Source organism: Bradyrhizobium sp. UFLA05-109, from assembly GCF_054185165.1.
Genome location: NZ_JBBIAR010000060.1, coordinates 13836 through 38185, shown reverse-complemented (window position 1 = coordinate 38185; position 24350 = coordinate 13836). Strand labels below are relative to the sequence as shown.

Genomic DNA, 24350 nt, shown 5'->3' with positions numbered 1-24350 from the left:
GGGGCGCGCAACTGCACACCGCTAATTTTCTCTATGAGATCTTTCTGCGTGGCGCGTTTTTGCTTTGGAAAAACAAGTGGGGCAGTGCTGAGGGCAATCCAAAGGTCAGTCCGAGGAATGCCAGAAACACATCGAGATAACTCAGGTTCATTTTGGTCGCTCCGTTGTCGTTGAACACGTCCGGTGCACTTTGCTCTGCGCGCGCAATATGCTCCGATTATTGGATCGGTACAATGAGGACATTGATCTCGGTGCAATATACCTCGGAGTTTTGAACCGGGCCCCGGGGGCGGCCCTCGCGTTAGGCGGCAATCCGCCCGCGACGAGGCGCGGCTGCATTCCGGGCCTCGATTGCTTTGACAGAGTTTTCGAACGCCGTTTCGAGAACGCTTCGGCCGATGGTCCCGAGCACAAGGCCGAGTATCCAGCCTTTGAAGTTCTTGCCCTCGCGGACGATGACCACGTCGATATCCGTCGTACCGTTTGGCCGGCGCGTGAAGGTGTACGTGTGGCCCGAGGCGCCTCCCCACACGTTCGAGTCGATCGTCGTCAGGATGACGTGATCAGGGTCGGACCAGTCATAATGCAGGTGCTCCCAGATGCCGCGCGAGCCTTCCGTCACGTCGGCCTCCGGTGGACTGAAACGGCGCACCTTCAGATATTCGTCGGTGCTATTGCCAAACAACTTGGAACGACCTGGTCCGAAGTCGGTGAGCGCGGCGACATATTGCTCGGGCGTCAAGGTGGTGTTTCGATAGAGGCGGATCGTGGACATGGCAGCACCTGAATTCGCTTGATGGAGTTCGTCGTCAGACTGATCGCTTCACTGAAGTCACGCGCGGCGATACCTTCCGGGTCTCAACTGCGCGTCGGCGCCCAGACAAAGGCGCCGACTGCGGGACTCAGTTGGAGATCGCCTTTGCCTTGCGAACGGACAGGCTGTCGCCGTCCCTGCTGATCTCGATCGCGCCTGGCTGCTGCGCCGTCGAGAGAACGACGCGTTGGCCGGGCGTCAGCAGAGAGACGAAGCGGATCGGCGTCCCTGCTTCACCCTGCGCGAGCGTCGTGACGACGCGGAATCCGTCAGGCTCGACGGTGTAGTAGGCGACGCCAGAGACGTCCCCGAGATTGATGCTCTGCCCCTGGATCGGACGAAGGCCGTTGGCCTGCGCGGCTCCCACTGAGACTAGAATGAAGGTTGCTGCGAGAAGCAGGTTGCGGATCGACATAGGACCCTCCGTTGGTTTGGGAGGCGGGCTGGTCGCCCGTCAGCTCCCTTGCCGCAGGAGATGGTCAGGCTATGATCATCGATCAAACAGATAGGATCGATAATGGGTATCGATACCATCAATCTTGGTCGTATCGACTTGAATTTGCTCGTTCATCTCGGTGCGCTTCTTACCGATCGGAGCGTCACGCGGGCTGCGGCCCGTGTCGGCATCGGCCAGTCCGCGATGAGTCACAACCTCGCGCGCCTGCGGGAACTATTCGGTGACGAACTTCTCACACGCGGGGCCGACGGCATGCGCCTCACGCCCCGCGCGGTGACGTTGCTGGAGCCAGTGCAGACTATGCTGGCGCAGGTCGAGGCGCTGGTGGCGCGCGACCAGGTGTTCGATCCGGCGACAGCGGTACGAACGTTCAGGTTCGGCCTGCCGGACAGTCTGGAAATCCTGATCATGCCCGCCCTGCTCGCGCGCATGCGCGAGGTCGCACCCGGCATTCACCTCCGGCTTTACAATTTCGACGCGTCCCGTCTATTTGATGACCTCGATGCCGATGAGATGGACCTCGCCATCGGTTACGACGCGTTCCAGCAGGGGCAATTCCACCACAAGCGGCGCAAGCTGTACACCGAGACCTTTCTGTGCATGTTCAATGCCCAGAAGACAGGCATCACGCCGCCGATCTCACTTGAGGACTACGTGCGGCTTCCACATGTGCTGACCAGTCTCCGGCCAGGGCGCAGCGTGCACGGTATCGTGGACGAGGCGCTGGAAAAGCTCGGCTTGCGCCGCTCCGTGGCCCTGACCACGCCGCGTTTCCTCGCGGTCCCAACCCTGGTGGCGCGCGCACCCGTCATCGTCACCATGGGCGCGCGACTGGCTCGCCTGTTCGCCGCCGAACTCGGGCTTAGCCTGAGCCCGCCTCCGGTAGAATTGGGAGACGTCACGGTGTCATTGCTGTGGCATGCGTCCTACGATCACGATCCGGCTCACGCGTGGTTGCGCGAACTGGTGGCCCAGCTCGCGGCCGAACTGTGAGCGAACGTGTTGCCGATAGCGCAGCGCCGAACAGAGTCCATTCTTTAGCAGTCTTCACCGTCTCTTCGAAGACTCCGCTGCGGACCTCATACGCGCCGTGACAGAGTACACACCGTTAAAGTTTGAATTCGTCGAAAGACGACTTCCGCACTCGTCTTGGGTCGTATCAAAGTCGCAGTGGGTGCCGAAGAACGGCGACAAACATCCACTGAAACTCGTCGGATACATAGCAGCGGCCCGTGTGTTCGCTTCCATCGCCGCTTGGCAAACGATCTACCAACCTAGCTGATGGCGCGTACAAAATGACGCTACGCTCATCGCGCGTGACATGGCCGAAAACGCATTGTCAATTTGGCTCTTCGTGCTAGGAAGCACCCAACCCAAAAACAGGAAGTCGTAATGGCCAAGAAAGCCAAGAAAAGCATGGTTCGCCGCGAATACACCGCAGCCGACGTCAAGCAACTTCGCGCCCACTCAAAGGCAAAGACACCTGTTGCGAAGATAGCAAAGCAGATGAAGCGAACGGAAGGCTCGCTACGCCAAAAGGCATTGAAGCTCGGCCTCGCAATCGGCCATCGTCGCTGAGCTGCTTGCGTACACGCGGCCACCAGGACACGTCCCCATAGATCGTTCCGCGATGTCCGCTCTGCTCCGATACCGACCGCCTTCGGGCAACCGCAGCAAATATCGCGATGGGCCGTTTTCGGACTCATGCGCCGCAGCAAACTGCATCTTCATTCGATCACGTCGTCTGCAAGGGCGAGGAACGAGGGCGGTACGGTGAGGCCAAGCGCCTTTGCAGTCTTGAGGTTGATCACCAGTTCGTACTTGGTCGGCTGCTCGACCGGCAGATCGGAAGGCTTGGTGCCTTTGAGGATCTTATCGACGTAGTCGCCTGCACGGCGGAGTAAATCGGCTAAATCGGGGCCGTATGAAACCAATCCGCCATTGGTGGCGAATAGTCGGGATAGGTAAATCGCGGGCAGACGATGCTTCGCCGCCAGCGCGGTAACTCGTGTGACGTTGTTAATCATCAAAGGATCGCTCAAGACAACTATGCCATCGGGCTGCTGGGCTGCGGCCGAGGCAAAGGCGATGTCAAGTTCCTCGGCCGTGGTCGCCTCCACAATCGGCAGAGCGACGCCTAGTTTCTGGGCAACTTGGGGTATCTCCTCGGCTACCTGCAACCTGTGAATTGGGTTGTCCGGATTGACCAAGATCGCAATTTTCGAGGCAGTAGGAACCATTTGCCGCAGTTCTTCTATCGTTTTGGCAACGATCTGTCCCGGGACGAAGGACGCAGGACCCGTTACGTTGCCGCCTGGATGCGATAGGCTTTGAACGAGGCCGAACCCCACGGGATCGGCAGCCGTGGTTACAATCGGAATGGTAGCCGTTGCCGATTTCAGGGCTAAAGCTACTTGCGTGCCCCCGCCAAAGAGCACATCGGGCTTGAGGGCGACAAGCTCGTTCGCTAGCGGCGCCAGGCGCTCGGCATGATTCTCGGCGGATCGATAATCAATGATCAGGTTCTTCCCTTCGATCCAGCCATGATCGCGCATGCTGTCCTGCCACACCTTGAAATTTGGCAAGTACAGGGGCGCGCTATCAAGATAGCCGACCCGGCGAGGCGTCCCCTGCGCGAGTGAACGCCGTGGTGAAACGAGCAGTGCCGCAGTGCCTGCGATGAACTCCCGCCGTCGCATGCATCCCTCCCTGCAAGGGTCACGCCTGAGGGAAAATAGAGCTTAGCACTTTACCGTGGGGATGTGAGGTGCCTCGAAGGATCGCTTCGGGTCATAAGCGGCATTCGCGGCAAGCGACCCCAGCGCCCGGTTTACCGCCGACCGGCGACATCGCAACGGCTTAAGCGCTGTTCGGCTTGGGGCCAACAACAGACGCCGTACAGTTTGTTGTCGCCTGCATATGAACCAGCCTCAATTGGAAGCCGCAACGCTCCCTGCCGCCGAAATCGGGCGCATACGGCAATCGAGTTGCTCTCATCGTGCCACTCGCGGCTTGGTAGCGAGCGCCTGTACTGTTGCACCATTTTGGCAAAGATCGAGGCCTTCGGCCGCCGAACGCCGCGAACTAAAGTATGCTTTGCGGAAAGGATCGGGATAACGTTACTTTGCCGTAGTCCAAAATCCGGCTGGCCGTCAATCAGACAGTCGAGGGAGCCAATGCAGCAGATTGCGGACTGGCTCAACATCCTTGGTCTGGGGCAATACGCGCAGCGCTTTGCCGAAAACGACATTGATCCGAGCGTTCTGCGCGATCTGACCGACTATGACCTCGAAAAGATCGGCGTCTCGCTCGGCCATCGCAAGAAGATGTTGCGCGCGATTGCGGAGTTCGCTGAGACCGGACCGAGACTCGTGCGTACTCCTTGGACCGCGGCCGAGAGGCGTCAACTCACAGTGATGTTCGCTGATCTTGTTGGCTCGACAGCGCTCTCGACCAGGCTCGACGCTGAGGACTTGCGGGAAATCATTGGCAAGTACCACCGCTGCTGTGCCGAGCAAATAGAGAAATCTGGCGGGTTCGTTGCCAGATACATGGGCGACGGCGTGCTCGCATATTTCGGCTATCCGCGGGCCGATGAAGACGATGCCGAGCGAGCGGTATGCGCCGGACTAGCATTGGTTGCGGCCGTGGCAGGACTCGATGTCGGCCCGTCGGCAAGATTGCGAGTGCGAGTTGGCATTGCCACCGGCTTGGTGATCGTCGGTGATCTCATCGGGGATGGCGCATCGCAGGAACATGGGGTGGTTGGTGAGACCCCCAATCTGGCCTCGCGGCTGCAGGCGTTGGCCGAGCCGGATACGATGGTCATCGACGGCAGCACCCGCCGCCTCGTCGGTGGACTCTTCGAATATCTCGCTCTTGGAAGCGTGTCCATCACAGGCTTCAGCGACCCGGTGCCGGTCTGGCGAGTCATCGGTGCGAATGCGGTCGATAGCCGGTTCGAGGCCTTGCGGGTAGCCAGAACGCCACTGCTCGGCCGCGATGAAGAGATCGAGCTACTGATGCGCCGCTGGCAGCAGATAAAACGCCGCGATGGCTCGGTCGTGCTGATATCGGGTGAGCCGGGCATCGGCAAATCGCGCCTCGCAGAGACCGCGCTGGAGCGGCTGAGCGATGATCCACATATCCGTTTGCGCCGTTTCTGCTCGCCGCACCATCAGGACAGCGCGCTTTTTCCGACCATCTCACAACTCGAGCGGGCGGCGGGATTCCGGCGCGACGATACGGACCGGCAACGGTTGGACAAGCTCGAAGAGTTGCTCGCGGAGGCAAACGTCGACCTCAGCGAGGCTGTCCCGCTGATCGCGGACCTGCTGTCTGTGCCGATCGGCAATAGCTATCCACCTCTCGGCCTCACCCCTCAGAAGCGCAAGGAGAAGACGCTTGGGGTCCTCCTGGCCCAGCTCGAGGGGCTGGCGATGCGCCGGCCCGTGCTGATGGTGTTCGAGGATGTGCACTGGATCGACCCTACCTCGCTCGACCTGTTGGACCGCATCGTCGATCGCGTGGCCACCCTCCGGGTCTTGCTGATCATCACTTTCCGGCCAGAGTTCGCTCCAGCCTGGATCGGGCGCTCGCACGTGACAATGATCAGTCTCAGTCGGCTGCCGCATCGACAGCGCGCCGAGATGATCATGCGGGTGACCGGCGGCAAGACGTTGCCCCAGGAGATCGCCGAAGGGATCATCGATCGGACCGATGGCATACCGCTGTTCATCGAGGAATTGACCAAGGCGGTGATCGAGAGCGGCATGCTGGCCGACGCCGGTGACCGCTTTGATGCGACGGGGCCCGTGCCGAGGCTTGCCATTCCTACCTCGCTCCATGCCTCGCTCCTGGCACGGCTCGATCGCTTGGCGCCCGTGCGCGAGATGGCGCAGATCGGAGCTGCCCTTGGGCGGTCGTTCTCGCATGAGCTGATCAGCGCCGTCGCGGCCATGCCGCAGCAACAGGTGGACGGGGCCTTGGCGCAGCTTGTAAGCGCCGAACTGGTGTTCCAGCGGGGGACCCCGCCTGATGCAGAGTACACGTTTAAGCACGCGCTGGTGCAGGACGCAGCCTATAGCACCATGTTGCGCGGTCGACGCCAGCAGATCCAGGCTCGCGTTGCGACGACGCTAGAGAGTCAGTTCCCTGAAATCGTAGCTGCTCAGCCCCAACTCATGGCCCACCATTGTACCGAGGCCGGTTTCAACGAGAAGGCGGTCGGCTACCGGCTCAAGGCGGGCCAGCAGGCGGTCGCGCGATCGGCGATGACGGAAGCGGTGGCGCAGTTGCAGAAGGGTCTCGAATTGCTTGCGAACATACCCGAGGAGTCGCGGCCGGTGCAGCACGAGCTCGACCTGCAGATTGCCTTGGGGCGGGCCCTGATGGCAGCCAGGGGATATTCGGCGCCGGCGGTGGCCGATACCCTCGTCAGGGCGCGGGCGCTCGCTGAGCGGCTCGACCGACCGGATCGTCTCGCTCCGCTGCTCTATTCCCAATGGGGTTTCCATATGGTTCGGGCCGAGCACGAGCTGGCGGTGTCCCTTGCCGAGCAGTTGGAGAAATTGGGCGAGACGAGAAAAGATCAAGCCACTCTGCTGCTGGGTCACTATATCCACGGCGCCAGTTGCTACTTTCGCGGCGAGTTTATGACAGCGCGCGGCCTTCTCGAGCTGTGTAACGGCTTGAGAGATCCGGCCGCTCGCGCGATTTGCGCCGCCATAGCGGTGGCCGATCCGCACGCCGCGAGCCGAGGTCACTTGGCCTCGACGTTGGCGCTTCTTGGTTACTTGGATCAGGGACGCGCGTGCGTGGACGAGGCGTTGTCAGAAGCCCGTTCGCTCGACCATCCGTTCACGGTGGCCTTTGTGTTGAGCAAGGTATGTACGGTGGAAGGGGCCGCCGGCTTGTCGCATGACGCGCGGCGGCACGCTCAGGAACTGGTGGCTCTCTCGAACGAACACGGTTTTCCGCTCTGGTTGGGCCTCGGACTCCTCCAACATGGTCGCTCATTGACAGCAGTTGGACAGGCGCAGGACGGTCTCGCCTTGCTCGCGAAGGGGCTCTCGGTGCTTCGTGATGCTGGAGCTGTCGTGCACACGCCGCGCGTGCTTTGCTTTCTCGCCGAAGCTCACGCCAAGGTCGGGCATCTTCAGGAGGAACAGAAATGCCTCGTCGAGGCTGCGCAACTGATCGAGATGACCCAAGAGCGGTCCGGCGAGGCCGAGTTGCATCGACTTCGAGGCGACATGATGAATGCGCGAGGCGACCAGGCCGCGGCAGAGCAAAATTATCATCGAGCGCTCGCTGTGGCGGAGCGCCAGCGCGCGAAGACGTTGGGGCTGCGTGCTGCGACCAGCCTCGCTTGCCTGTGGCGTGACCAAGGCAAATGCACGGAAGCTCACGATCTCCTCGTGCTGCGGTATCGCTCATTCACCGAAGGCTTCGACACGCCGGTCTTGAGGAACGCCAGGGCGCTGCTCGAACAGCTGGCCTGAGCCCGTTCATGTCTTTCGTCGCGGGATAGGTGCCTTGCCGGCACTCCAACGCTGGGCTCTGGTCTATGATCTCATGAAGCGTCATGACCACTGTGGGCCAACAGCCGACATCATTCGATCACATCGTCGGCTTGAGCGATTACGATCGACATGACGCGGACGGTACCGTCAAAGGCCGTTGACACATGCGTCCGCAAGCTCAGCTGCATATTTTGCGTAGATGTTCGCATGGCCGGCACCGAATTCTCGCTCGAAAAGAATGTCCCGCCGACCATGCGTGAAGAATTTACCTCTTTCGGCTCTTTCGCAATTGTGCTGGCAGGCGTTGCCCTACGGGCCTGATTGCCCTCATAAGGCTAGACTTGGCTTGGGCAGGTGCAGACTTACTGCGCTGTGTCTTCTGCTGCACCATGCCCGACGGCAACGACATTGACCATGGTTTGCGGAGTCTGGACGGCTCTGCTTGCTCCGGGCGCAAGCAGAGGAAGCGTCATACGAATGGTCGTACCTTTTCCTGGCGCAGAGACGAGCGTGACCTTGCCGCCAAGCTGATCCGTCACAAGGTTATGGACGATGTAAAGGCCGAGCCCGGTGCAGCCCTGCGCCCGTCTGGTGGTGAAGAATGGATCAAAAACGTGACGCTGGACCTCCTCCGGAATGCCGCCTCCGTCATCCGAGAAAGTGATCTCAATCTGGTCCGGGCCGAGGTGATGCGCCTCGATCAGCATGCATCCACCAAGCCCATCGGCGAAGCCGTGAGTGACAGCATTGAAGATGAGGTTGGTCAGCACTTGCCCGTAGGCGCCCGGGTAACTGTCCAGGATGATGTCGGAGGGTATGGCCACCGAAAGCGAGTCCCGGTACTTCGGCAGGCCTGGCCGTATACTCGCAACGATCTGCTCGGTCGCAAGCTTGAGGTCGAACAAACGCCGATCAGCTTGGCTGCGATCGGCGGCGACTTGCTTGAATGATTGAACCAGCTCTCCCGCGCGCTGGAGATTCGCGACGAGCTGATTTGCGGCGTCGCGACAACCGTCAGTGAATTCGGCCAGCCGCGAACGGCGCAGCGGCCCGGAAACAATCTGGTCGGCGAAGTGGGCGCAACGGCGATCCAGCGTCGAGGCCACCGTCAGGCTGATGCCGATTGGGCTGTTGAGCTCATGTGCAACCCCCGCTACGAGACGGCCGAGTGCGGCCAGCCTCTCCGTCTCGATGAGATAGCGTTGCGCTTCGCTGGCATGCAGAGCAGCCTCGGCCAGCTTCCTCTTGTCCCGAATTTCGGCAAACAGCGCAGCAACGACCGATGCGCCGATCGTCACAAGTAAGATGCTGATCTGTGCCGCCAGAACGCGCTCATTCATCGTGAGGTCGCGATTGCCGAAATAGCCAATGCCGAAGGTGGTCGTCCAAACGATGGAAAGGCTGATGATGAACGCCGCTGCCGCAGCAAAGACCGGCCGGCAACGGGCGGCAAGCCACAGCAGCGGCGTAAATAGCACCGCGACCGGCCCAACATTCGCCAACAGCTCCGATCGGAGAAAGATGGCAAGTGCACTCGCCAGAGCCAGCGCTGCGACCGCCGCGATTCCTTCGACGAGCTCGCTCAGCGGAGGCCGGTTGCGCGCGGCTGGAGCAAGCTCTATCAGCAGCGGGGCAACCGTGATGATTCCCAACGCGTCCGATGCGAACCACTGATACCAGGTCGTCAGCAGCGGCGCCGTCGTGCTGTGAAACAACTTGAAGACGATCGCCCCGCCGATCCCGGAGACTGTGGTTCCCGCAATTGCTGCCGCCAGCAGCCCCACCACGTTGCGCACCTTGTCCAATCTGAAGTCCGGACCGAAGAAGCGCCCGATGAGCCATGCTGCGAGCGCGGCTTCCCCTGCATTGCACACGCCGAAGAGAACCGCGCCCCAGAAATTCCGGTCACCCAGGAGATTCGCGACGATGGTTGCAGTCATGGTACCGATCACGACAGGCCATCGCGTTCGCGGCCCGAGTGCGATAAGCACGCCGGCGGAGACACCTGCGGCAGGCCAGAAAACGGCAACACCCTCAGGTTTGGTGAGCATCGCAAGGCTGAGGCGCGCCGCCAGGAAATAGACGATACCGACCAAGACTGCGAGCCCGACCGAGCCGGCCCACCGGCTCAGGTCGATTTCGGCCGACAGTTCGCGCTGAACCCGTCCCGATAGGTTCTGCTGCACCCCGTCCTCCTTCCCCCGCCTGGGTTCCGTTTGGCGCAGAACTCGCGTGCTCGCGCTGCCCGAAGCAAGACAGCTGCGGCGGCGCTGACAGGCCGTCTGGTCCCAAGTTTGTATTCAAAGAACAAATCGGAGCTGGGTCGCCCAACCTGCCGTGCAGGAGCTTGGCCCAACCGGAGACCAGGATCACGGCCTCCGAGCGAACTTGGGCATTGTGATGTCTGTATCGGTGGCGAAATTATGAAGTCCGGCTCAAAGAGCGAAGGTGGAGGCAATATCGGGGTGGTCGACGTGATCACACATTTAGCATCGCACCATGCAGGTTACGCGACCGTCGCGGTCATTGCCCGGCTCAACTGGTAGTAGTCCAAGATGATCCCGTGCGTGCTATCCCGAGCACGAGGGGCCGAAAAGCACCGGTTTGCCCCCCGAGCCGGTGGATTCCGGTGTGTCTCCAACTTCGGATATGTCAATTCATCGCGCAAACTGTCGCGAAGGGCCAGAAGCAGGCCGCGGCTTCGACGTCGGGCCGCGCGCCCGTTAAGGCATTTCGCGCGGCGGTGCGGAAGCCGTGCCCTTGTAGATTTCGGCGGCTCTCTGGTCCTGTTCTGCGGCTCGCATTTCCCGCGCAGTCTTCAATGCTCGCCGAAGGAAAGGATCTTCAGTCTCCTTGGATAGTGTTATGAGCTTGTTGCAGTTGTGGCAGTTAATTTGAAGACCATCCCGAACTCGGCTGGCCTTCTCCCGGAATACACGCGTACAGGCCGGGCACCTTATTTTTACCTTCTCCTCTACGGCCATGGCAGAACCTTTCAATGAAAGGTTTATTGTCGTGCTCGGCCGTTACGGAAGCACTAACTCCCGACGAGAATGCTCGCGAGCGGCGCGGCCTTGTGAGGACGGGCTGGCCTTCGGCAACGCGCAGGGTTAGCGGCCTCTTACTCCGATATGGGTCACAACCCCCGCACCGCAGCAAGGACGTTCTATTGGATTACCCCGGCGGCGCGAGCCAGCAGCTCAGGAGCTGGTGCAATGCCAAGCGCTTTCGCAGTTTTGAGATTGATGACCAGCTCGTATTTCGTCGGCGCCTGCACCGGAAGGTCACCCGGTCTTTCACCTTTGAGGACACGATCGACATACCCGGCTGAGCGTCGGACTATGTCGGCAGTATTCGGTCCATAGGAGATCAGTGCCCCTTCCGCGGCGAACTGCCGGAAGCCGTATATCGCGGGAAGTCGCCGTTGTTCCGTCAACGCAATGACCGCCCGACGATGATTGTTGACGAATGCGTCCGGCGCCACGATCAGAGCGCCGCCAGGCTCGCGTGCGAGCGCCGTGATGGCTGCCTCGACCTCCGCCTCGTCGCGCACAGGAGATGCGGAGAGCTCGAGCGCGAGCGAGGTGCGGGCCGCTTCGAGTTCGCGCAGGAATGCCGGATAAAAAGGCGTCGTGTCGGGATTGAAGATGAGCGCTACATGTCTGACCCCGGGAGCAATTTCCTTGATCATCTCCATCCATTTCCCGATCAATAGGAAATCGATGAAGGTGAAGCCGGTGATGTTGCCGCCCGGCCGCGACAGGCTGGCCACGAAACCCTGTCCGACCGGATCGTTGACGAGGTTGAATACGATCGGAATGGTGCTGGTCGCCTCTTTCAATGCTGCGGTGATTGGCGTCCCGCTTCCGACGATGAGGTCCGGCTCCGAATGCACCAACTCCGTCGCGTAGGCTCGGATTCGGCCCAGATCTCCACCGGTATATCGATGCTCGGTTCGAATATTTCGATTCTCGATCCATCCGAGCGCCTCGAGCCCCTGCTGAAACGCAATGACGCGGGTCTTCACTTCGTTATCGTTCTCGAAGTATGGATGGAGGAATGCAACACGACGCATGCCCGTCGCCTGCTGCGTGCACGAAGCCAACGGCCAGCCAGCGGCCGCGCCTACTGAAAGTGCAAGGAACTTGCGCCGTCTCATTCGTAGCCCTTCAGGCCGAGCGACACGATCTAGCATATGCTTCAAGTTCCAAGTGTAATGTGCATCACAGCAAATATTCGCACTGATGTCGCAGACGGGTCATTCTCGACGGTTTCTGCATGGCGGCCCTGGAGTCGGAAGAAGCCGTCCGACGTCGGGCAGCTCGGCGAAAGCAGGCGATCATCGCGCGTCATTGGCGCAGAAATTCAGCCTCGTGCCTTCATCCCCGCTTGAAGCGCGTTGCGCTTTCCTAGCCCTCCGGTAGACTTCCGGCTTGCAATCAAGCGCAACAGTCGGCGATGCAATATCTGCGAATCGTAGGGCGGAGGCAGCGGCCCATTCTCGCAGAGCGACCCTGCCACATCGGCTGCGCGTTTGGGCGTACCGGTCAGGATCAGCGTAAGGTCGGGCGCGTTGTTTCGTATCCACTTCGCGATACCGAAGCCATCACCGGCCAGCTCTACATTGCTCACAACGACTTCGGGAGTGAACGTATCATCCTCGAGGAGCAAAATCGCTTCATCCGCCGATTTGGCTTCCAGTACGCGATAGCCACATCCACGCAGGAACTCGGCGAGTGGCATGCGCATCAGCACGTCGTCTTCGGCGAGCAGGATGGTCCGCGCCTTTGTATCCGGTCGTACGTCCATTCGGGCTAACCGGCGCCGCGCTGGAGTGTTCCTAGCCGTTCAGCAGCGACTTGACCCCTGTGATCACACGGCCGACATCCCATGGCTTGGCGAAGAATTCATCGCAGAGAGCATCTTCCGGAGGTCGTTCCGAAGACGTAAGGACGATCTTGAGATGAGGATGCGTGGTTCTAACGGCTTTCGCCAAACCAACGCCGTCCATCGAACCCGGCATCCGGACGTCGCTCAGCAAAAGCGCCACGACTATCCCCGATCGCAGGACTTCCAGGGCCTCGTCCGCATCGCCGCACTCGATGACGGCCAACTCCGCGCCCCGCAGGACATCCGCGATCATTGAGCGGACCAGGACATCGTCGTCCACCACAAGCACCGGGCGATTCATAGAGTTGTCTGCGGCTGGTTCCAGCATCCCGCCTGCGTTCACGTCTCACCTGCCTCACTGGGTTCGCATGAGCTAAATCGATCCGACGACGAAGGTTCCGAGGCGCATCGGCAACTCCCTCGTGCAATAACCATAGAATGGTCGAGTCGCTTTTAACTGGGTTAAGGGCAGCGTCTGCCACGCCGTGGATCAACCGCATGGCGGCCTCCGTCGATGTCATGATTTGTTGTGATCTCTGCTTTTGGCCAACCACTCCAGCAACTCCAGCGCCGTATCGATTTGCTCAAGCTGACGCTCGACATCCTGGCGTGAAACTTCCGACAAACCACTCTCGAGCTGCCTGAGCAGCAGTTGCCTTCGAGCAAGAAGGTTTGTCACGGCTGACATGATCGGCAACCAGAGCCGACTTCCGACGTTCCTCCGCTGGCGTGACGGCACCCTGTCGGTGAGGCCAACCAAACCGGCGGTGACGAAGTCCAAGTTGCCGGCGGCTCCGAAATCGGCCCCTGAGCGGACGCGTTCGGTCACAGGCAACCGCCAGCTAATGTTCGGAATCGTCGAAGACCTCGACCAGGCGAAAGCGCTCGCACATCAGCATCATGTCCTCGCTGAACCGTCCGAGCCGGCCGAAATAGCTGCGATGGGCACCACCCCAATAGGCCAGACTTCGATCGCCTTCCCCTTCATCGTAGGCAAAGGCGGCGTCGACTTCATGGAAACGCCGATACGTGACCTCGGTGGTCTCGATGACACAGCGCGGCTCACCACGTCCGTCGAGCACGATCCAGCGCTCACCGGGCGTCGAGGTGTTCGGCTCGTCTTCCGTGCTGCAGGTTGCTGTCTTGATGCCCTTGATGACCAGGTCGAGCAATTCATCGGCGAGCGCGAGACTATCGCCGAAGGCGAACCTCCGGAGGTGCCGATACCGTTCTGGGATCGCCTTGCTCATGGTCTACTGGCTTATCGCTCACGGTAAAGGCGCCACCAGAGTCTGTAAGCGCCCTGCCCTAAAGCGCGATGAGATGAGGATGAATCGTCATCGCGCTTTAGGTTGTTGTTTGCGCATGATCTTTCCGGAAAACCGCTTCACACTTTTCCGGATCGTGCATTAACACCCCAGCCGATCGGCGATCCCGCCAAAATCCTTCGCGACGATGTCCCAATTGCCGGTGGCTTCGAAATCGATCTTCTGATGCGGGCCATATTCGGTCGGGCGCGCGACGAAAGCGGTCTTCAAGCCGTGGCTCTGTGCGGCCTTCAGGTCGTAATTGTGGGCGGCGACCATCATCACCTCCCCAGGCTTCAAGCCGAGGAGCCGCGCGGCGCCGAGATAGGTCTCGGGATCGGGCTTGTAGTGCTCGAACAGCTCGGCCGACATGACGAGGTCCCAAGGCAGGCCCGCGAACTTCGCCATGTTGGTGAGCAGCGCGACGTTGCCGTTGGAGAGCGGCGAGATCACGAATTTGGTCTTCAGCCGCGTGAGGCCGGCGACGCTGTCGGGCCAGGGATGCAGACGATGCCAACCCTTGGTGAGGTAATCGAGATCGGCTTCCGTGAGCCCCTGGATCGCTAACTGAGCGACCAGCTTCTCCAGCGAGCGGCGATGCAAATCGTCGAGGATGACGTAGCCGCGCTCGGGGTGCTTGCGCACCTCGTCCATCGCGCCGACATACAGGCCGCGCCAGCCGTCGACCAGCGCGGTCCAGTCGGCGGTGATGCCGCGGCCCTTGCCCCACCACATGAAGTCGGTAATCAGGCTTGTGCGCCAATCGACGACGGTGCCGAATACGTCGAAGACGAGCGCTTTGACGGCGGAGAGATCGGACATGTGCGCTTCCTCTGATTGTTCTTGTTGTCATTCCGGGGCGCGACGAAGTCGCGAACCCGGAATCCAGAAGTTGTGGCGCAAGATTCCGGGTTCTCCGGGCCGCGCTATGCGCGGTCCCGTCGCCCCGGAATGACGCCTCGCGTCAGCCCAGGTAGAACTTCTCCAGCTGCCGGTGCTCGGCCTTGATGTAGCGCACGGTGCCGGTGACCGAGCGCATCACGACGGTCTCGGTCTCGATCACACCGTCCTTGCGGAATTTGACGCCCGAAAGCAGCGAACCGGTGGTAACGCCGGTAGCGGCGAACAGGCAATCGCCGCGCGCCATGTCCTCGATGCCGTAGATCATCTTGGGATCGTTGACGCCCATCTTGGCGGCGCGCTCGCGCTTCTCGTCGGAGTCGAGGATCAGGCGGCACTGCATCTGCCCGCCGATGCAGCGCAGCGCCACGGCGGCCAGCACGCCTTCCGGCGCGCCGCCGGTGCCGAGATACATGTCGACGCCGGTGTTGTCGGGATCGGCGCAGTGGATCACGCCGGCAACGTCGCCGTCGGTGATGAGGCGCACGGCAGCGCCCGTCGAGCGCACGCCCTGGATGATGTCGGCATGGCGCGGACGATCGAGCACGAGGACGGTGATGCCTTCCGGCTTGACGCCCTTGGCCTTGGCGAGACGACGGACGTTATCGGCCGGCGAGGCATCGAGTTCGACCACGCCCTTGTCGTAGCCGGGCCCGATCGCGAGCTTCTGCATGTAGACGTCGGGCGCGTGCAAGAGCGTGCCGCCATCGGCCATCGCCATGGTGGCAATCGAACCCGGCATGTTCTTGGCACACAGCGTGGTGCCCTCGAGCGGGTCGACCGCGATATCGACCTGGGGGCCGGCCTTCATCCCGACTTGCTCGCCGATATAGAGCATCGGCGCCTCGTCACGCTCGCCCTCGCCGATCACGATGGTGCCCTCGATCGGCAGCTTGTTGAGCTCGCGCCGCATGGCGTCGACCGCGGCCTGGTCGGCCTGCTTTTCGTTGCCGTGCCCGCGCAACCGCGCCGACGATACCGCCGCCCGCTCCGTCACCCGCACGATCTCCAGCGTGAGAATGCGCTCGAGCAAGGCGTGCGGGGGGACTTCAATATGGGTCGACATTGGCTCACTCCTTCAGAACGGTTCTCAGCGGATATCCGCCGCGTCAATTCGCAACATCACGGTTCGGTTCGAACCGTGTCAGTTCTTCTCGATCCGGATCACCTGCGGACGTCCGCTAATCACCTTGTCGTGCTGAACGGCGGCAAGCGCGCGGCGGACGGCGTCCTCGTGGGTCGCATAGGTGATCAGGATGACGGGCACGGGGACGGCCTTGCCTCCGGTCTGCGCAGGGCCGCCATTGGGGTGACGCTGCACGATGGATTCGATCGAAATCTTCTGCTCGGCGAGCCTCGTGGCGATCGCGGCCGCAGTGCCCGGAAAATCGCGCGCCAAGAGGCGGATGTAGTAGCCGCCCTCGTGCCGCTCCATCGGCGCCTTGCTGGTATCCTGCAGTTGCGCGACCGGGCGGCCGAACGGGTTGGCGCGGATCCCGCGTGCCACATCGGCGATATCGGCCACGACCGCAGAGGCCGTCGCAGCCCCGCCCGCGCCGGGGCCGACCAGCGTGATCGGCGGAATGCCTTCGCCATCGATCGTGACCGCATTGGTGACGCCCATCACCTGTGCGATCGAGGACGACTTTGGAACCATGGTCGGATGCACGCGCTGCTCGATGCCCTTGGCAGTGCGCACGGCAACGCCGAGCAGCTTGACGCGGTAACCGAGATCGGCGGCCGCGCGAAGATCTTCGGGAGCGATCGAGGAGATGCCTTCGACATACACCGCGCTTTGAGCAACTTTCGTGCCGAAGGCGAGGCTCGCCAGGATAGCGAGCTTCTGCGCGGTGTCGTGGCCGTCGACGTCGAAGGACGGATTGGCCTCGGCATAGCCGAGCCGCTGTGCATCCTTCAGACATTCGGCGAACGACAGGCCTTCCTGCTCCATCCGTGTCAGGATGTAATTGCAGGTGCCGTTGAGGATCCCGTAGACGCGGTTGATGCCGGTTCCGGCAAGACCTTCACGTAACGTTTTGATGACGGGGATCGCGGCGCCGACGGCTGCCTCGAAATTCAGCGCACCGCCGTGCTTTTCGGCGGCTTTCGCCAGCTTGATGCCGTGCTTGGCGAGCAGCGCCTTGTTGGCGGTGACGACGGACTTGCCGGCGTTCAGCGCGGCCTCGACCGCAGCACGGGCCGGATCGCCCGAGCCGCCCATCAGTTCGACGAAGCAGTCGATGCCGGAATGGGTGGCGAGGGCGATCGGGTCCTTGACCCATTCGACGTCGCGCAGATCGAGATCGCGCTTCTTCGCCTTTGAGCGTGCAGTAACGGCGACGACGCGAATGCCGCGGCCGCTGCGGCCCGCGAGCACGCGGGCCTGGGTTTCAATCAAGCGGACAACTTCGGCGCCCACAGTGCCGAGCCCCGCGATACCCACATTCAGGGGTGCGACCATAATGCTTCGAAAACCTGCCGGAAGGAACTAACGCCGATTGGCGAGCGGAACGACGTTGTGCAACGTTTCGATGCCGCTTTCAAGGAAGCGGCGCACGCCGCGCGCGGCCTGCCTGATCCGTTGCTCGTTTTCCACCATGGCGATGCGGACATATCCTTCACCATGCTCGCCGAAGCCGACGCCTGGCGACACCACCACGCCGGACTTCTCGACCATCAGGGTCGCGAACTCCATGCTGCCGACGCTGCGGAAGGCTTCCGGCAGCGGCGCCCATGCGAACATCGACGCGTCCGGCGGCGGGATCTCCCAGCCGGCGCGGCCGAACGACTCCACCAGCGCGTCGCGGCGCTTGCGATAGGTGTCGCGCATCTCCTTGATGCAATCGTCCGGGCCGTTCAGCGCCGCGGTCGCGGCGACCTGGACCGGCGTGAACGCACCATAATCGAGATAGGACTTCACGCGGGCGAGAGCTGCGATGACGCGCTCATTGCCGACCGCAAAGCCCATGCGCCAGCCGGCCATCGAATAGGTCTTCGACATCGAGGTGAACTCGACGGTGACATCCATCGCGCCGGGTACCTCGAGCACAGAGGGCGGCGGATTGCTCTCGTCGAAATAGACCTCGGCATAAGCGAGATCGGACAGGATCAGGATCTCATGCTTCTTCGCGAAGGCGACGAGGTCCTTGTAGAAGTCGAGGCTCGCGACGTAGGCCGTCGGGTTCGAGGGATAGCAGACGACGAGCGCGAGTGGCTTCGGGATCGAATGCACGATCGCCCGCTCGACCGCTTCGAAGAACTGCGGCGTCGGCTCCGACGGCACCGAGCGGATGACGCCGCCCGCCATCAAAAAGCCGAAGGCGTGAATCGGATAGCTCGGATTGGGACAGAGGATGACGTCGCCCGGCGCGGTGATCGCCTGCGCTACGTTGGCGAAGCCCTCCTTCGAGCCGAGCGTCGCGACGACTTGCGTGTCTGGATTGAGTTTCACACCGAAGCGACGGGCGTAATAGCCCGCCTGCGCCTTGCGCAGGCCGGGGATGCCGCGCGAGGCCGAGTAGCGGTCGGTGCGCGGCTTGCCGAGTGTCTCCTTGAGCTTCTCCAGCACGTGCGGCGGGGCCGGCAGGTCAGGATTGCCCATGCCGAGGTCGATGATGTCGGCGCCGGCGTTCCGCGCGGCCGCCTTGGCCCGGTTGACCTGCTCGAACACGTAAGGCGGCAGACGGCGGATACGGTAAAATTCTTCCATGGGTTCCAGGCTCCGAGCAACCGGCCAGGGCAGAATCGGGCGGCCTCGACACGACAATCGAGAGGATGCCGGACCCCGCCTGAAAATCGCTCCAAATCAAATGCTTAGAGCAAGATCCCTAAGGCAGGGACTGAACTCCCTCACCCTGACTTTCGGCTGAATGAGGTCTTTTAGCACGGAGAGACGGGCGCGCCAGCGATTACGTTGGCGCGAGGTTACCCAGCTCAGGTTTAGCCGGCTCGGAATTACTTCCCGTTCGCATCCTTGGCCGCCGCCGTCACCTGCCGGTCGCGCGCCGCGGCCAGTTCGGCTTCGATCTTGGCGCGCTGATCCGGCGGGATCACCGCCTCGTCGCGCGCCGGCGGCAGATCATGCACGGGCAGATAGCCGCCCGCTTCTTTCGGATGCGGCTGCGTGTCAGCCGGTGTCAAATCAGCGATCTGGCTTGAGCAGCCGCCGAGCGTGAATGCAATGATGAGCAGCGCACACGGCGCAAGCCGTCTCGTTTGTCGGTCCCACAACGCCAACACTTGGGAATCCCCTACTCGTCCCAACAGCACGGCCGATGGAGCTTACCCCAACAGCCTGCCTCAGCTCAAACCATTGCTGCCCTCAATGGTATTGAGCCGACCACATCCAAGGCCCCTGGCGCCGTGATGAACCCTGATTGTGACAGAACCAAGAACTATGTCGCAGTGCAGCACATGTTCGCGGCGTGATTAACCCCAGATGGTGCGAGCTTCGCGGTGACGAACGCGCAATGAATCGTTACTGTTCTCGTCATGAGTACCGTCACGACCGACACGCCCAAATCCGGGACGAACACCTCCGACAAGACGTTCGATGCGGAGGCCTTCGCGATGAACGTCGCGCGGGCCATGGAAAGCGGAGGCAAAGCGCTCGCCGCCTACCTGAAGCCGCGCGAAACTGGTGAGGTCCAGGACCGGCCACCGCCCGAACTGACCGAGATGGTCAAGACCTTCACCGCGGTCGCCGAATACTGGCTGTCGGACAATACTCGCTCCTCGGAGCTCCAGACGCGGCTCGCCAAGGACTATCTCGACCTCTGGGGCTCGGCGGCCCGCCGCATGGCCGGCGAGGACACGCTGCCCGCGATCGCGCCCGCGCCGCGCGACAAGCGCTTCGCCGACCCGGAATGGAAATCGAACCAGTTCTTCGATTTCGTGATGCAGCTCTATCTGCTCACCACCAAGCACGCGCATGAGCTGGTGAACGACGCGCAAGGGCTCGATCCTCACACCCGCCGCAAGGCGGAGTTTTACATGCAGCAGGTAACCAACGCGCTATCGCCGTCGAATTTCGTGCTGACCAATCCGGAGGTGCTGCGCCAGACGGTCGCAAGCTCCGGCGACAATCTGGCGAAGGGCCTGCAGATGCTGGCCGAGGACATCGCAGCCGGCAAGGGCATGCTGAAGATCCGCCAGTCCAATCCGGACAATCTCGAGCTCGGCGTCAACATGGCGACGACGCCCGGCAAGGTGATCTACCAGAACGAGATGATGCAGCTCATCCAGTATGAGCCGACCACCGAGAAGGTGCTGCGCACGCCGCTCCTGATCGTGCCGCCCTGGATCAACAAATTCTACATTCTCGATCTCAAGCCCGAAAAATCCTACGTCAAATGGTGCGTCGATCAGGGCATCACGGTGTTCGTGATCTCCTGGGTCAATCCGGACAAGCGGCTCGGCGACAAGAGCTGGGAAGATTACATGAAGGAAGGCCCGCTCACGGCGATGGACGTGATCGAGCGGGCGACCGGCGAGATGAAGGTGCACACCGCCGGCTATTGCGTCGGCGGCACGATGCTCGCGACCACGCTGGCCTGGCTTGCCGAGAAGCGCCGCCAGCGCGTCGCTTCGGCGACGTTCTTCGCTGCGCAGGTCGACTTCACCCATGCCGGCGATCTGCTCGTTTTCGTCGACGAGGACCAGATCGCGGCGCTCGAGCACGACATGAAGACCGCCGGCGTGCTCGAAGGCTCCAAGATGGCGATGGCCTTCAACATGCTGCGTTCCAACGACCTGATCTGGTCCTATGTCGTCAGCAACTATCTGAAGGGCCAGCAGCCGAGCGCGTTCGACCTCTTGCACTGGAACTCGGACGCAACCCGCATGACGGCGGCGAATCATTCCTATTACTTGCGCAATTGTTACCTGGAGAACCGGCTGTCGACCGGCAGCATGGTGCTCGACAACACGCTGCTCGACCTCTCCAAGGTCAAGGTGCCCGTCTACAACCTCGCCACCCGCGAGGACCACATCGCGCCGGCCGAATCCGTGCTCTACGGCTCGCAGTTCTTCGGCGGTCCGGTGAAATATGTGCTGTCGGGCTCGGGCCACATCGCCGGCGTCGTTAACCCGCCTGCTTCGAACAAGTACCAGTACTGGACCAACGACAACATCAAGGACGTCAACGTCGCGCAGTGGATGAAGGGCGCAGAGGAGCACAAGGGCTCGTGGTGGCCGGACTGGCGCGAATGGCTGGGCGGGCTCGACCCCGAGGAGGTCCCGGCGCGCGCCGTCGGCAGCGCGGCGGTGCCGCCGATCGAGGACGCACCCGGCAGTTACGTCCGCGTTCGCGCATAGCGGAATCTCTCGCGCTTTTGTATAAGCTCCGTCTTCAGTGAATAAAGCGGGGATCGGATTATGACGCGCGAATTGTTCTGGCTGACCTTGACGGTGATCCTGACCGGCATCCTCTGGATCCCCTACATCATCAACCGCTGCCAGGTCCGCGGCCTCTCGGGCACGATGGCCAATCCCTCGCGCGGGGACAAGCCCCACGCCGAATGGGCGAACCGGCTGATGTTCGCGCATGACAATGCGGTCGAGAACCTCGTGATCTTCGCGCCGCTGGTGCTGATCCTCAATGCGATGGACTATTCGAGCAAATGGACCGTGCTGGCCTGCGCCGTCTATTTCTGGGCCCGCGTCGCGCATCTGATCGTCTATTCGCTGGGATTGCCGGTGTTCCGCACCCTCGCCTTCACCGTCGGCTTCCTCGCGCAGGCCGTGCTGGCGCTGGCGATCTTCCAGGTGCTCTAAGCCACGCTAACCGCCGTCATGCCCGGGCTTGTCCCGGGCATCCACGTCCATCCTCAATCACAGCGGCGCGTGGATGGCCGGGACAAGCCCGGCCATGACGAGTTGGGAAGCGCTGTGCTTACTCCTCCGGCAGGCCCAGCATCAGCCGCATGTTCTGGACGGCGGCACCCGAGGCGCCCTTGCCGAGATTGTCGAGCCGGGCGACCAGCACTGCCTGGTGGTACTTGTCGCTGGCGAAGACGTAGAGCTCGAGCATGTTGGTCTCGTTGAGCGCCTCCGGCTCGAGCTTGCCGCTCTTCGCCGCCTCGTTCTGAAGCGGCATCGCAGAGACGTATTTCGAGCCGGCGTAACGCTTGGCAAGTGCAGCTTGCAGATCGGCGCCACTGGGCTTGCCCGGCAGCGTGTCGAGCTGGAGCGGCACCGAGACCAGCATGCCCTGCCGGTAGTTGCTGACCGATGGGATGAAGATCGGCCGCCGCGTCAGGTTCGAATAGAGCTGCATCTCCGGCAGATGCTTGTGCTCGAAGCCGAGGCCGTAGAGCTCGAAGGATGACGCGCTGCCGTCCTCGAAGCTCGCGATCATCGACTTGCCGCCGCCGGAATAGCCGCTCACCGCATTGACGGTGACGGGATAGTCCTGCGGTACGAGGCCAGCATCGACAATGGGCCGCAGCAATGCAATCGCGCCGGTCGGATAGCAGCCGGGATTGGAGACCTTTTTCGCCGCTTTGATCTTGCCGGCCTGATCGGGCGTGAGCTCGGGAAAGCCGTAGGCCCAGTCGGGCGCGACGCGGTACGCGGTCGAGGCGTCCAGCACCTTCGGCGCCGCGGCGCCCATGCTGTCGACCAGTGCGACCGTCTCCTTGGCGGCGTCATCGGGCAGGCAGAGGATGACGAGATCGACCTCCTCCATCAGCGCCTTCTTGGCCGCCGGATCCTTGCGCTTGTCGTCGGCGATCGTCTTCACCGCGACGTCGCCCTGCAGCTTGAGCCGCTCGTTGATGCCGAGGCCGGTCGTGCCGGAGCCGCCGTCGACGAAGACGACCGGCTTTTTGTTTGCAGCGGCGACGTCAGGGGCTTGTTTGGTCTCAGCGAGGCTCATGTGGCGCTCCTTTCGAGCTTGTTCGTGTCATCTGCAAAGGCTTGATCAGTGAAGGCCTGCGGCCGGGTCTGCCGCATCAACTGTGAAATCGCTTTCGCGTCGGCATCGCCATCGCCGAGCGCATTTGCAATCGCGGCAAAGTCGGCCTCGGATTTGTGCTGGTTGAGCTTGAAGCTGCCTTCGACCTCTTCAACCGTCATCACCAGGCCTACGATCGCCTTCTTCATCGTCTCGAACCGTCCCGCCGTCATCTTCACGGAGGTCCAGGGCTTCTTCGGCAGCAGCCAATCCTCGAACTTGGCGCTGAGCGTGTCGATCTGAACGCTGAGCTCCGCGTCCGACAAGACCCGCACCGGCCCGGTCAGATGCACCGACTGGTAGAGCCAGGTCGGCACCTGGTCCGGCGAGACGTACCAGTCCGGCGATACATAGGCATCCGGACCATTGACCGCGAGCAGCCACGACATGGACCCGTCCGCAAGCTTTACCAGCGGATTGTGACGGGCAACATGAAAGGCGGCGAGCGGCGTGCCGTCGGCGGCGTAGCTCACATAGAAGGGCAGTTGTGACGCGATCGGCCTGGTGCCGTCCCACGCGCAGAAGGTGCCGAAGCCGCGCGCGTCCGCAAGCTTGAGGCTCGCGGCGCGGTCCTGCTTGAAAAAGGGCGGTGTGTACATCTTGGTCTCCTGCTGGGGCTCCTTGTGGGGCCGCCGGATCAGATCACGCTGACAGGAGAGAGGATGCCGCGGATCGGGTCCAGCGGCAAAGACGATGATCTCAAACGCGATCGACCGCCCAAACCGCTAAGGTGCGGCGGCGGCGACGTGCGAACAGAATGGTCGCGGCGTTGATCATGGCGCGCGGCTATAAGGCCATGTGGTTCCGGCGTCAAGGTTTGACACTGTCACACCAGCCGCCAGATCCACTCCATGATCTTGGCCATCACATCACCGAACAACAGCAGCGCCGCCGCCCAGACCAACGCCGAGACGAAATTGGCGGCCTGAAAGCTCCAATACGGCATTTCGAAAATGCCGGCGGCGAGCGGCACGGAGGCGCGCAAGGGGCCGAAGAAGCGGCCGATGAAGATGCTCGGCACGCCCCAGCTCCGCACGAACGCTTCACCGCGCGGCAGGATTTCCGGATAGCGCGACAACGGCCACATCTGCGCGACCTGCTCCTTGTAGCGGAAGCCGAACCAGTAGGAGACCCAGTCGCCGAGGGCTGCGCCGATCGCACCCGCAATCCAGACCGGATAGAAGCTGATGCCGCTCACCCCGATCAGGGCGCCGATCGCAACCAGCGCGCCCCATGCCGGGATCAGAAGCGAGATAAAGGCGAGCGATTCACCGAATGCCAGAAGGAACACGATCGGTGCTGCCCAGACCTGGTGAACACGCACGAAGTCGGCCAGTGCGTGCGCATATTGCTCCATTCCAAAATGCCTTCCCCGCCCCACCGCGCGTCCTGGATCGTGAAAAGGACTGGTAAGCCAACGCGTTGCATGACATCAAGTCACAAAGACCGGCTCAGCACAGGCCCCGATGTCAAATTGCCGGGAACAAAGGGCCGTGGCGGCGTA

Annotated in this window: 22 protein-coding genes; 5 read left to right on the top strand and 17 right to left on the bottom strand. The window is 62.0% G+C overall.

Going from position 1 to position 24350, the window contains the following annotated elements:
- Window positions 1-301 precede the first annotated feature (301 nt).
- Window positions 302-775, bottom strand: coding sequence for a hypothetical protein (locus Q3C01_RS33725; protein ID WP_458149585.1), 474 nt, complete (start codon window positions 773-775; stop codon window positions 302-304).
- A 127-nt stretch (window positions 776-902) separates the two neighbouring features.
- Window positions 903-1229 carry a hypothetical protein gene (locus Q3C01_RS33720; protein WP_458149584.1) on the bottom strand — a complete coding sequence of 109 codons (327 nt, stop codon included), beginning with the start codon at window positions 1227-1229 and terminating at the stop codon, window positions 903-905.
- A 102-nt stretch (window positions 1230-1331) separates the two neighbouring features.
- Between Q3C01_RS33720 and Q3C01_RS33715 the strand changes: the two genes are divergently transcribed.
- Complete coding sequence (locus Q3C01_RS33715) at window positions 1332-2264, top strand: LysR family transcriptional regulator (protein WP_458149583.1); 933 nt, start codon at window positions 1332-1334, stop codon at window positions 2262-2264.
- A gap of 399 nt (window positions 2265-2663) precedes the next feature.
- Window positions 2664-2849, top strand: coding sequence for a hypothetical protein (locus Q3C01_RS33710; protein ID WP_458149582.1), 186 nt, complete (start codon window positions 2664-2666; stop codon window positions 2847-2849).
- Window positions 2850-2998: 149 nt separating this feature from the next.
- Here Q3C01_RS33710 and Q3C01_RS33705 read toward each other — a convergent pair whose 3' ends face one another.
- Entirely contained in the window at window positions 2999-3970 is a 972-nt protein-coding gene (locus Q3C01_RS33705; RefSeq protein WP_458149581.1) for an ABC transporter substrate-binding protein, read from the bottom strand.
- Between the two features lie 477 nt (window positions 3971-4447).
- Here Q3C01_RS33705 and Q3C01_RS33700 point away from each other — a divergent pair, with 477 nt between their 5' ends.
- Complete coding sequence (locus tag Q3C01_RS33700; RefSeq protein WP_458149580.1) at window positions 4448-7774, top strand: adenylate/guanylate cyclase domain-containing protein; 3327 nt, start codon at window positions 4448-4450, stop codon at window positions 7772-7774.
- Window positions 7775-8157: 383 nt separating this feature from the next.
- Here Q3C01_RS33700 and Q3C01_RS33695 read toward each other — a convergent pair whose 3' ends face one another.
- The 11 genes from Q3C01_RS33695 to Q3C01_RS33645 all read right to left on the bottom strand — a co-directional run bounded on the left by Q3C01_RS33695 (window position 8158) and on the right by Q3C01_RS33645 (window position 19131).
- Entirely contained in the window at window positions 8158-9891 is a 1734-nt protein-coding gene (locus Q3C01_RS33695) for an MASE1 domain-containing protein (RefSeq protein WP_458149579.1), read from the bottom strand.
- A gap of 1070 nt (window positions 9892-10961) precedes the next feature.
- Window positions 10962-11954 (bottom strand): ABC transporter substrate-binding protein, encoded by a 993-nt coding sequence (locus Q3C01_RS33690; RefSeq protein ID WP_458149578.1) that lies wholly within the window; start codon window positions 11952-11954, stop codon window positions 10962-10964.
- A 206-nt stretch (window positions 11955-12160) separates the two neighbouring features.
- The gene (locus Q3C01_RS33685; RefSeq protein ID WP_458149577.1) at window positions 12161-12604 is read right to left on the bottom strand and encodes a response regulator; all 444 of its coding nucleotides are present in this window, start codon (window positions 12602-12604) and stop codon (window positions 12161-12163) included.
- Window positions 12605-12635: 31 nt separating this feature from the next.
- Window positions 12636-13013 (bottom strand): response regulator, encoded by a 378-nt coding sequence (locus Q3C01_RS33680; protein ID WP_458149576.1) that lies wholly within the window; start codon window positions 13011-13013, stop codon window positions 12636-12638.
- 189 nt (window positions 13014-13202) lie between these two features.
- On the bottom strand, window positions 13203-13514 hold the full coding sequence (locus Q3C01_RS33675; protein ID WP_458149575.1) for a hypothetical protein: 312 nt from the start codon (window positions 13512-13514) through the stop codon (window positions 13203-13205).
- 13 nt (window positions 13515-13527) lie between these two features.
- On the bottom strand, window positions 13528-13935 hold the full coding sequence (locus Q3C01_RS33670; RefSeq protein WP_458149574.1) for an ASCH domain-containing protein: 408 nt from the start codon (window positions 13933-13935) through the stop codon (window positions 13528-13530).
- Between the two features lie 159 nt (window positions 13936-14094).
- Window positions 14095-14814, bottom strand: coding sequence for a haloacid dehalogenase type II (locus Q3C01_RS33665; RefSeq protein WP_458149573.1), 720 nt, complete (start codon window positions 14812-14814; stop codon window positions 14095-14097).
- 142 nt (window positions 14815-14956) lie between these two features.
- A complete protein-coding gene (glpX, locus tag Q3C01_RS33660; protein WP_458149572.1) occupies window positions 14957-15958 on the bottom strand; it encodes a class II fructose-bisphosphatase in 1002 nt (333 codons plus the stop codon).
- Window positions 15959-16036: 78 nt separating this feature from the next.
- Window positions 16037-17353, bottom strand: coding sequence for a homoserine dehydrogenase (locus Q3C01_RS33655; RefSeq protein ID WP_458149571.1), 1317 nt, complete (start codon window positions 17351-17353; stop codon window positions 16037-16039).
- A 27-nt stretch (window positions 17354-17380) separates the two neighbouring features.
- The gene (locus Q3C01_RS33650; RefSeq protein ID WP_458149570.1) at window positions 17381-18601 is read right to left on the bottom strand and encodes an LL-diaminopimelate aminotransferase; all 1221 of its coding nucleotides are present in this window, start codon (window positions 18599-18601) and stop codon (window positions 17381-17383) included.
- A gap of 245 nt (window positions 18602-18846) precedes the next feature.
- Window positions 18847-19131 carry a hypothetical protein gene (locus Q3C01_RS33645; RefSeq protein WP_458149569.1) on the bottom strand — a complete coding sequence of 95 codons (285 nt, stop codon included), beginning with the start codon at window positions 19129-19131 and terminating at the stop codon, window positions 18847-18849.
- Between the two features lie 252 nt (window positions 19132-19383).
- Between Q3C01_RS33645 and Q3C01_RS33640 the strand changes: the two genes are divergently transcribed.
- On the top strand, window positions 19384-21207 hold the full coding sequence (locus tag Q3C01_RS33640; RefSeq protein ID WP_458149568.1) for a PHA/PHB synthase family protein: 1824 nt from the start codon (window positions 19384-19386) through the stop codon (window positions 21205-21207).
- 60 nt (window positions 21208-21267) lie between these two features.
- Window positions 21268-21666 carry an MAPEG family protein gene (locus Q3C01_RS33635; protein WP_458149567.1) on the top strand — a complete coding sequence of 133 codons (399 nt, stop codon included), beginning with the start codon at window positions 21268-21270 and terminating at the stop codon, window positions 21664-21666.
- Window positions 21667-21784: 118 nt separating this feature from the next.
- On the opposite strand, the gene argC is transcribed toward Q3C01_RS33635, so the two are convergent.
- The 3 genes from argC to Q3C01_RS33620 all read right to left on the bottom strand — a co-directional run bounded on the left by argC (window position 21785) and on the right by Q3C01_RS33620 (window position 24203).
- Window positions 21785-22768 carry an N-acetyl-gamma-glutamyl-phosphate reductase gene (gene argC / locus Q3C01_RS33630; RefSeq protein ID WP_458149566.1) on the bottom strand — a complete coding sequence of 328 codons (984 nt, stop codon included), beginning with the start codon at window positions 22766-22768 and terminating at the stop codon, window positions 21785-21787.
- Window positions 22765-23445 carry an FMN-binding negative transcriptional regulator gene (locus Q3C01_RS33625; RefSeq protein WP_458149565.1) on the bottom strand — a complete coding sequence of 227 codons (681 nt, stop codon included), beginning with the start codon at window positions 23443-23445 and terminating at the stop codon, window positions 22765-22767. The genes argC and Q3C01_RS33625 overlap by 4 nt, the downstream gene beginning before the upstream one ends.
- 227 nt (window positions 23446-23672) lie before the next feature.
- Window positions 23673-24203, bottom strand: a complete 531-nt coding sequence (locus Q3C01_RS33620) for a DedA family protein (protein WP_458149564.1) — start codon at window positions 24201-24203, stop codon at window positions 23673-23675.
- Window positions 24204-24350: the final 147 nt, after the last annotated feature.

Coding starts and splice junctions, on each gene's coding strand:
- Q3C01_RS33725 (WP_458149585.1), bottom strand. CDS start 775: ATGTCCACGATCCGCCTCTATCGAAACACCACCTTGACGCCCGAGCAA.
- Q3C01_RS33720 (WP_458149584.1), bottom strand. CDS start 1,229: ATGTCGATCCGCAACCTGCTTCTCGCAGCAACCTTCATTCTAGTCTCA.
- Q3C01_RS33715 (WP_458149583.1), top strand. CDS start 1,332: ATGGGTATCGATACCATCAATCTTGGTCGTATCGACTTGAATTTGCTC.
- Q3C01_RS33710 (WP_458149582.1), top strand. CDS start 2,664: ATGGCCAAGAAAGCCAAGAAAAGCATGGTTCGCCGCGAATACACCGCA.
- Q3C01_RS33705 (WP_458149581.1), bottom strand. CDS start 3,970: ATGCGACGGCGGGAGTTCATCGCAGGCACTGCGGCACTGCTCGTTTCA.
- Q3C01_RS33700 (WP_458149580.1), top strand. CDS start 4,448: ATGCAGCAGATTGCGGACTGGCTCAACATCCTTGGTCTGGGGCAATAC.
- Q3C01_RS33690 (WP_458149578.1), bottom strand. CDS start 11,954: ATGAGACGGCGCAAGTTCCTTGCACTTTCAGTAGGCGCGGCCGCTGGC.
- Q3C01_RS33685 (WP_458149577.1), bottom strand. CDS start 12,604: ATGGACGTACGACCGGATACAAAGGCGCGGACCATCCTGCTCGCCGAA.
- Q3C01_RS33680 (WP_458149576.1), bottom strand. CDS start 13,013: ATGCTGGAACCAGCCGCAGACAACTCTATGAATCGCCCGGTGCTTGTG.
- Q3C01_RS33670 (WP_458149574.1), bottom strand. CDS start 13,935: ATGAGCAAGGCGATCCCAGAACGGTATCGGCACCTCCGGAGGTTCGCC.
- Q3C01_RS33665 (WP_458149573.1), bottom strand. CDS start 14,814: ATGTCCGATCTCTCCGCCGTCAAAGCGCTCGTCTTCGACGTATTCGGC.
- glpX (WP_458149572.1), bottom strand. CDS start 15,958: ATGTCGACCCATATTGAAGTCCCCCCGCACGCCTTGCTCGAGCGCATT.
- Q3C01_RS33655 (WP_458149571.1), bottom strand. CDS start 17,353: ATGGTCGCACCCCTGAATGTGGGTATCGCGGGGCTCGGCACTGTGGGC.
- Q3C01_RS33650 (WP_458149570.1), bottom strand. CDS start 18,601: ATGGAAGAATTTTACCGTATCCGCCGTCTGCCGCCTTACGTGTTCGAG.
- Q3C01_RS33640 (WP_458149568.1), top strand. CDS start 19,384: ATGAGTACCGTCACGACCGACACGCCCAAATCCGGGACGAACACCTCC.
- Q3C01_RS33635 (WP_458149567.1), top strand. CDS start 21,268: ATGACGCGCGAATTGTTCTGGCTGACCTTGACGGTGATCCTGACCGGC.
- argC (WP_458149566.1), bottom strand. CDS start 22,768: ATGAGCCTCGCTGAGACCAAACAAGCCCCTGACGTCGCCGCTGCAAAC.
- Q3C01_RS33625 (WP_458149565.1), bottom strand. CDS start 23,445: ATGTACACACCGCCCTTTTTCAAGCAGGACCGCGCCGCGAGCCTCAAG.
- Q3C01_RS33620 (WP_458149564.1), bottom strand. CDS start 24,203: ATGGAGCAATATGCGCACGCACTGGCCGACTTCGTGCGTGTTCACCAG.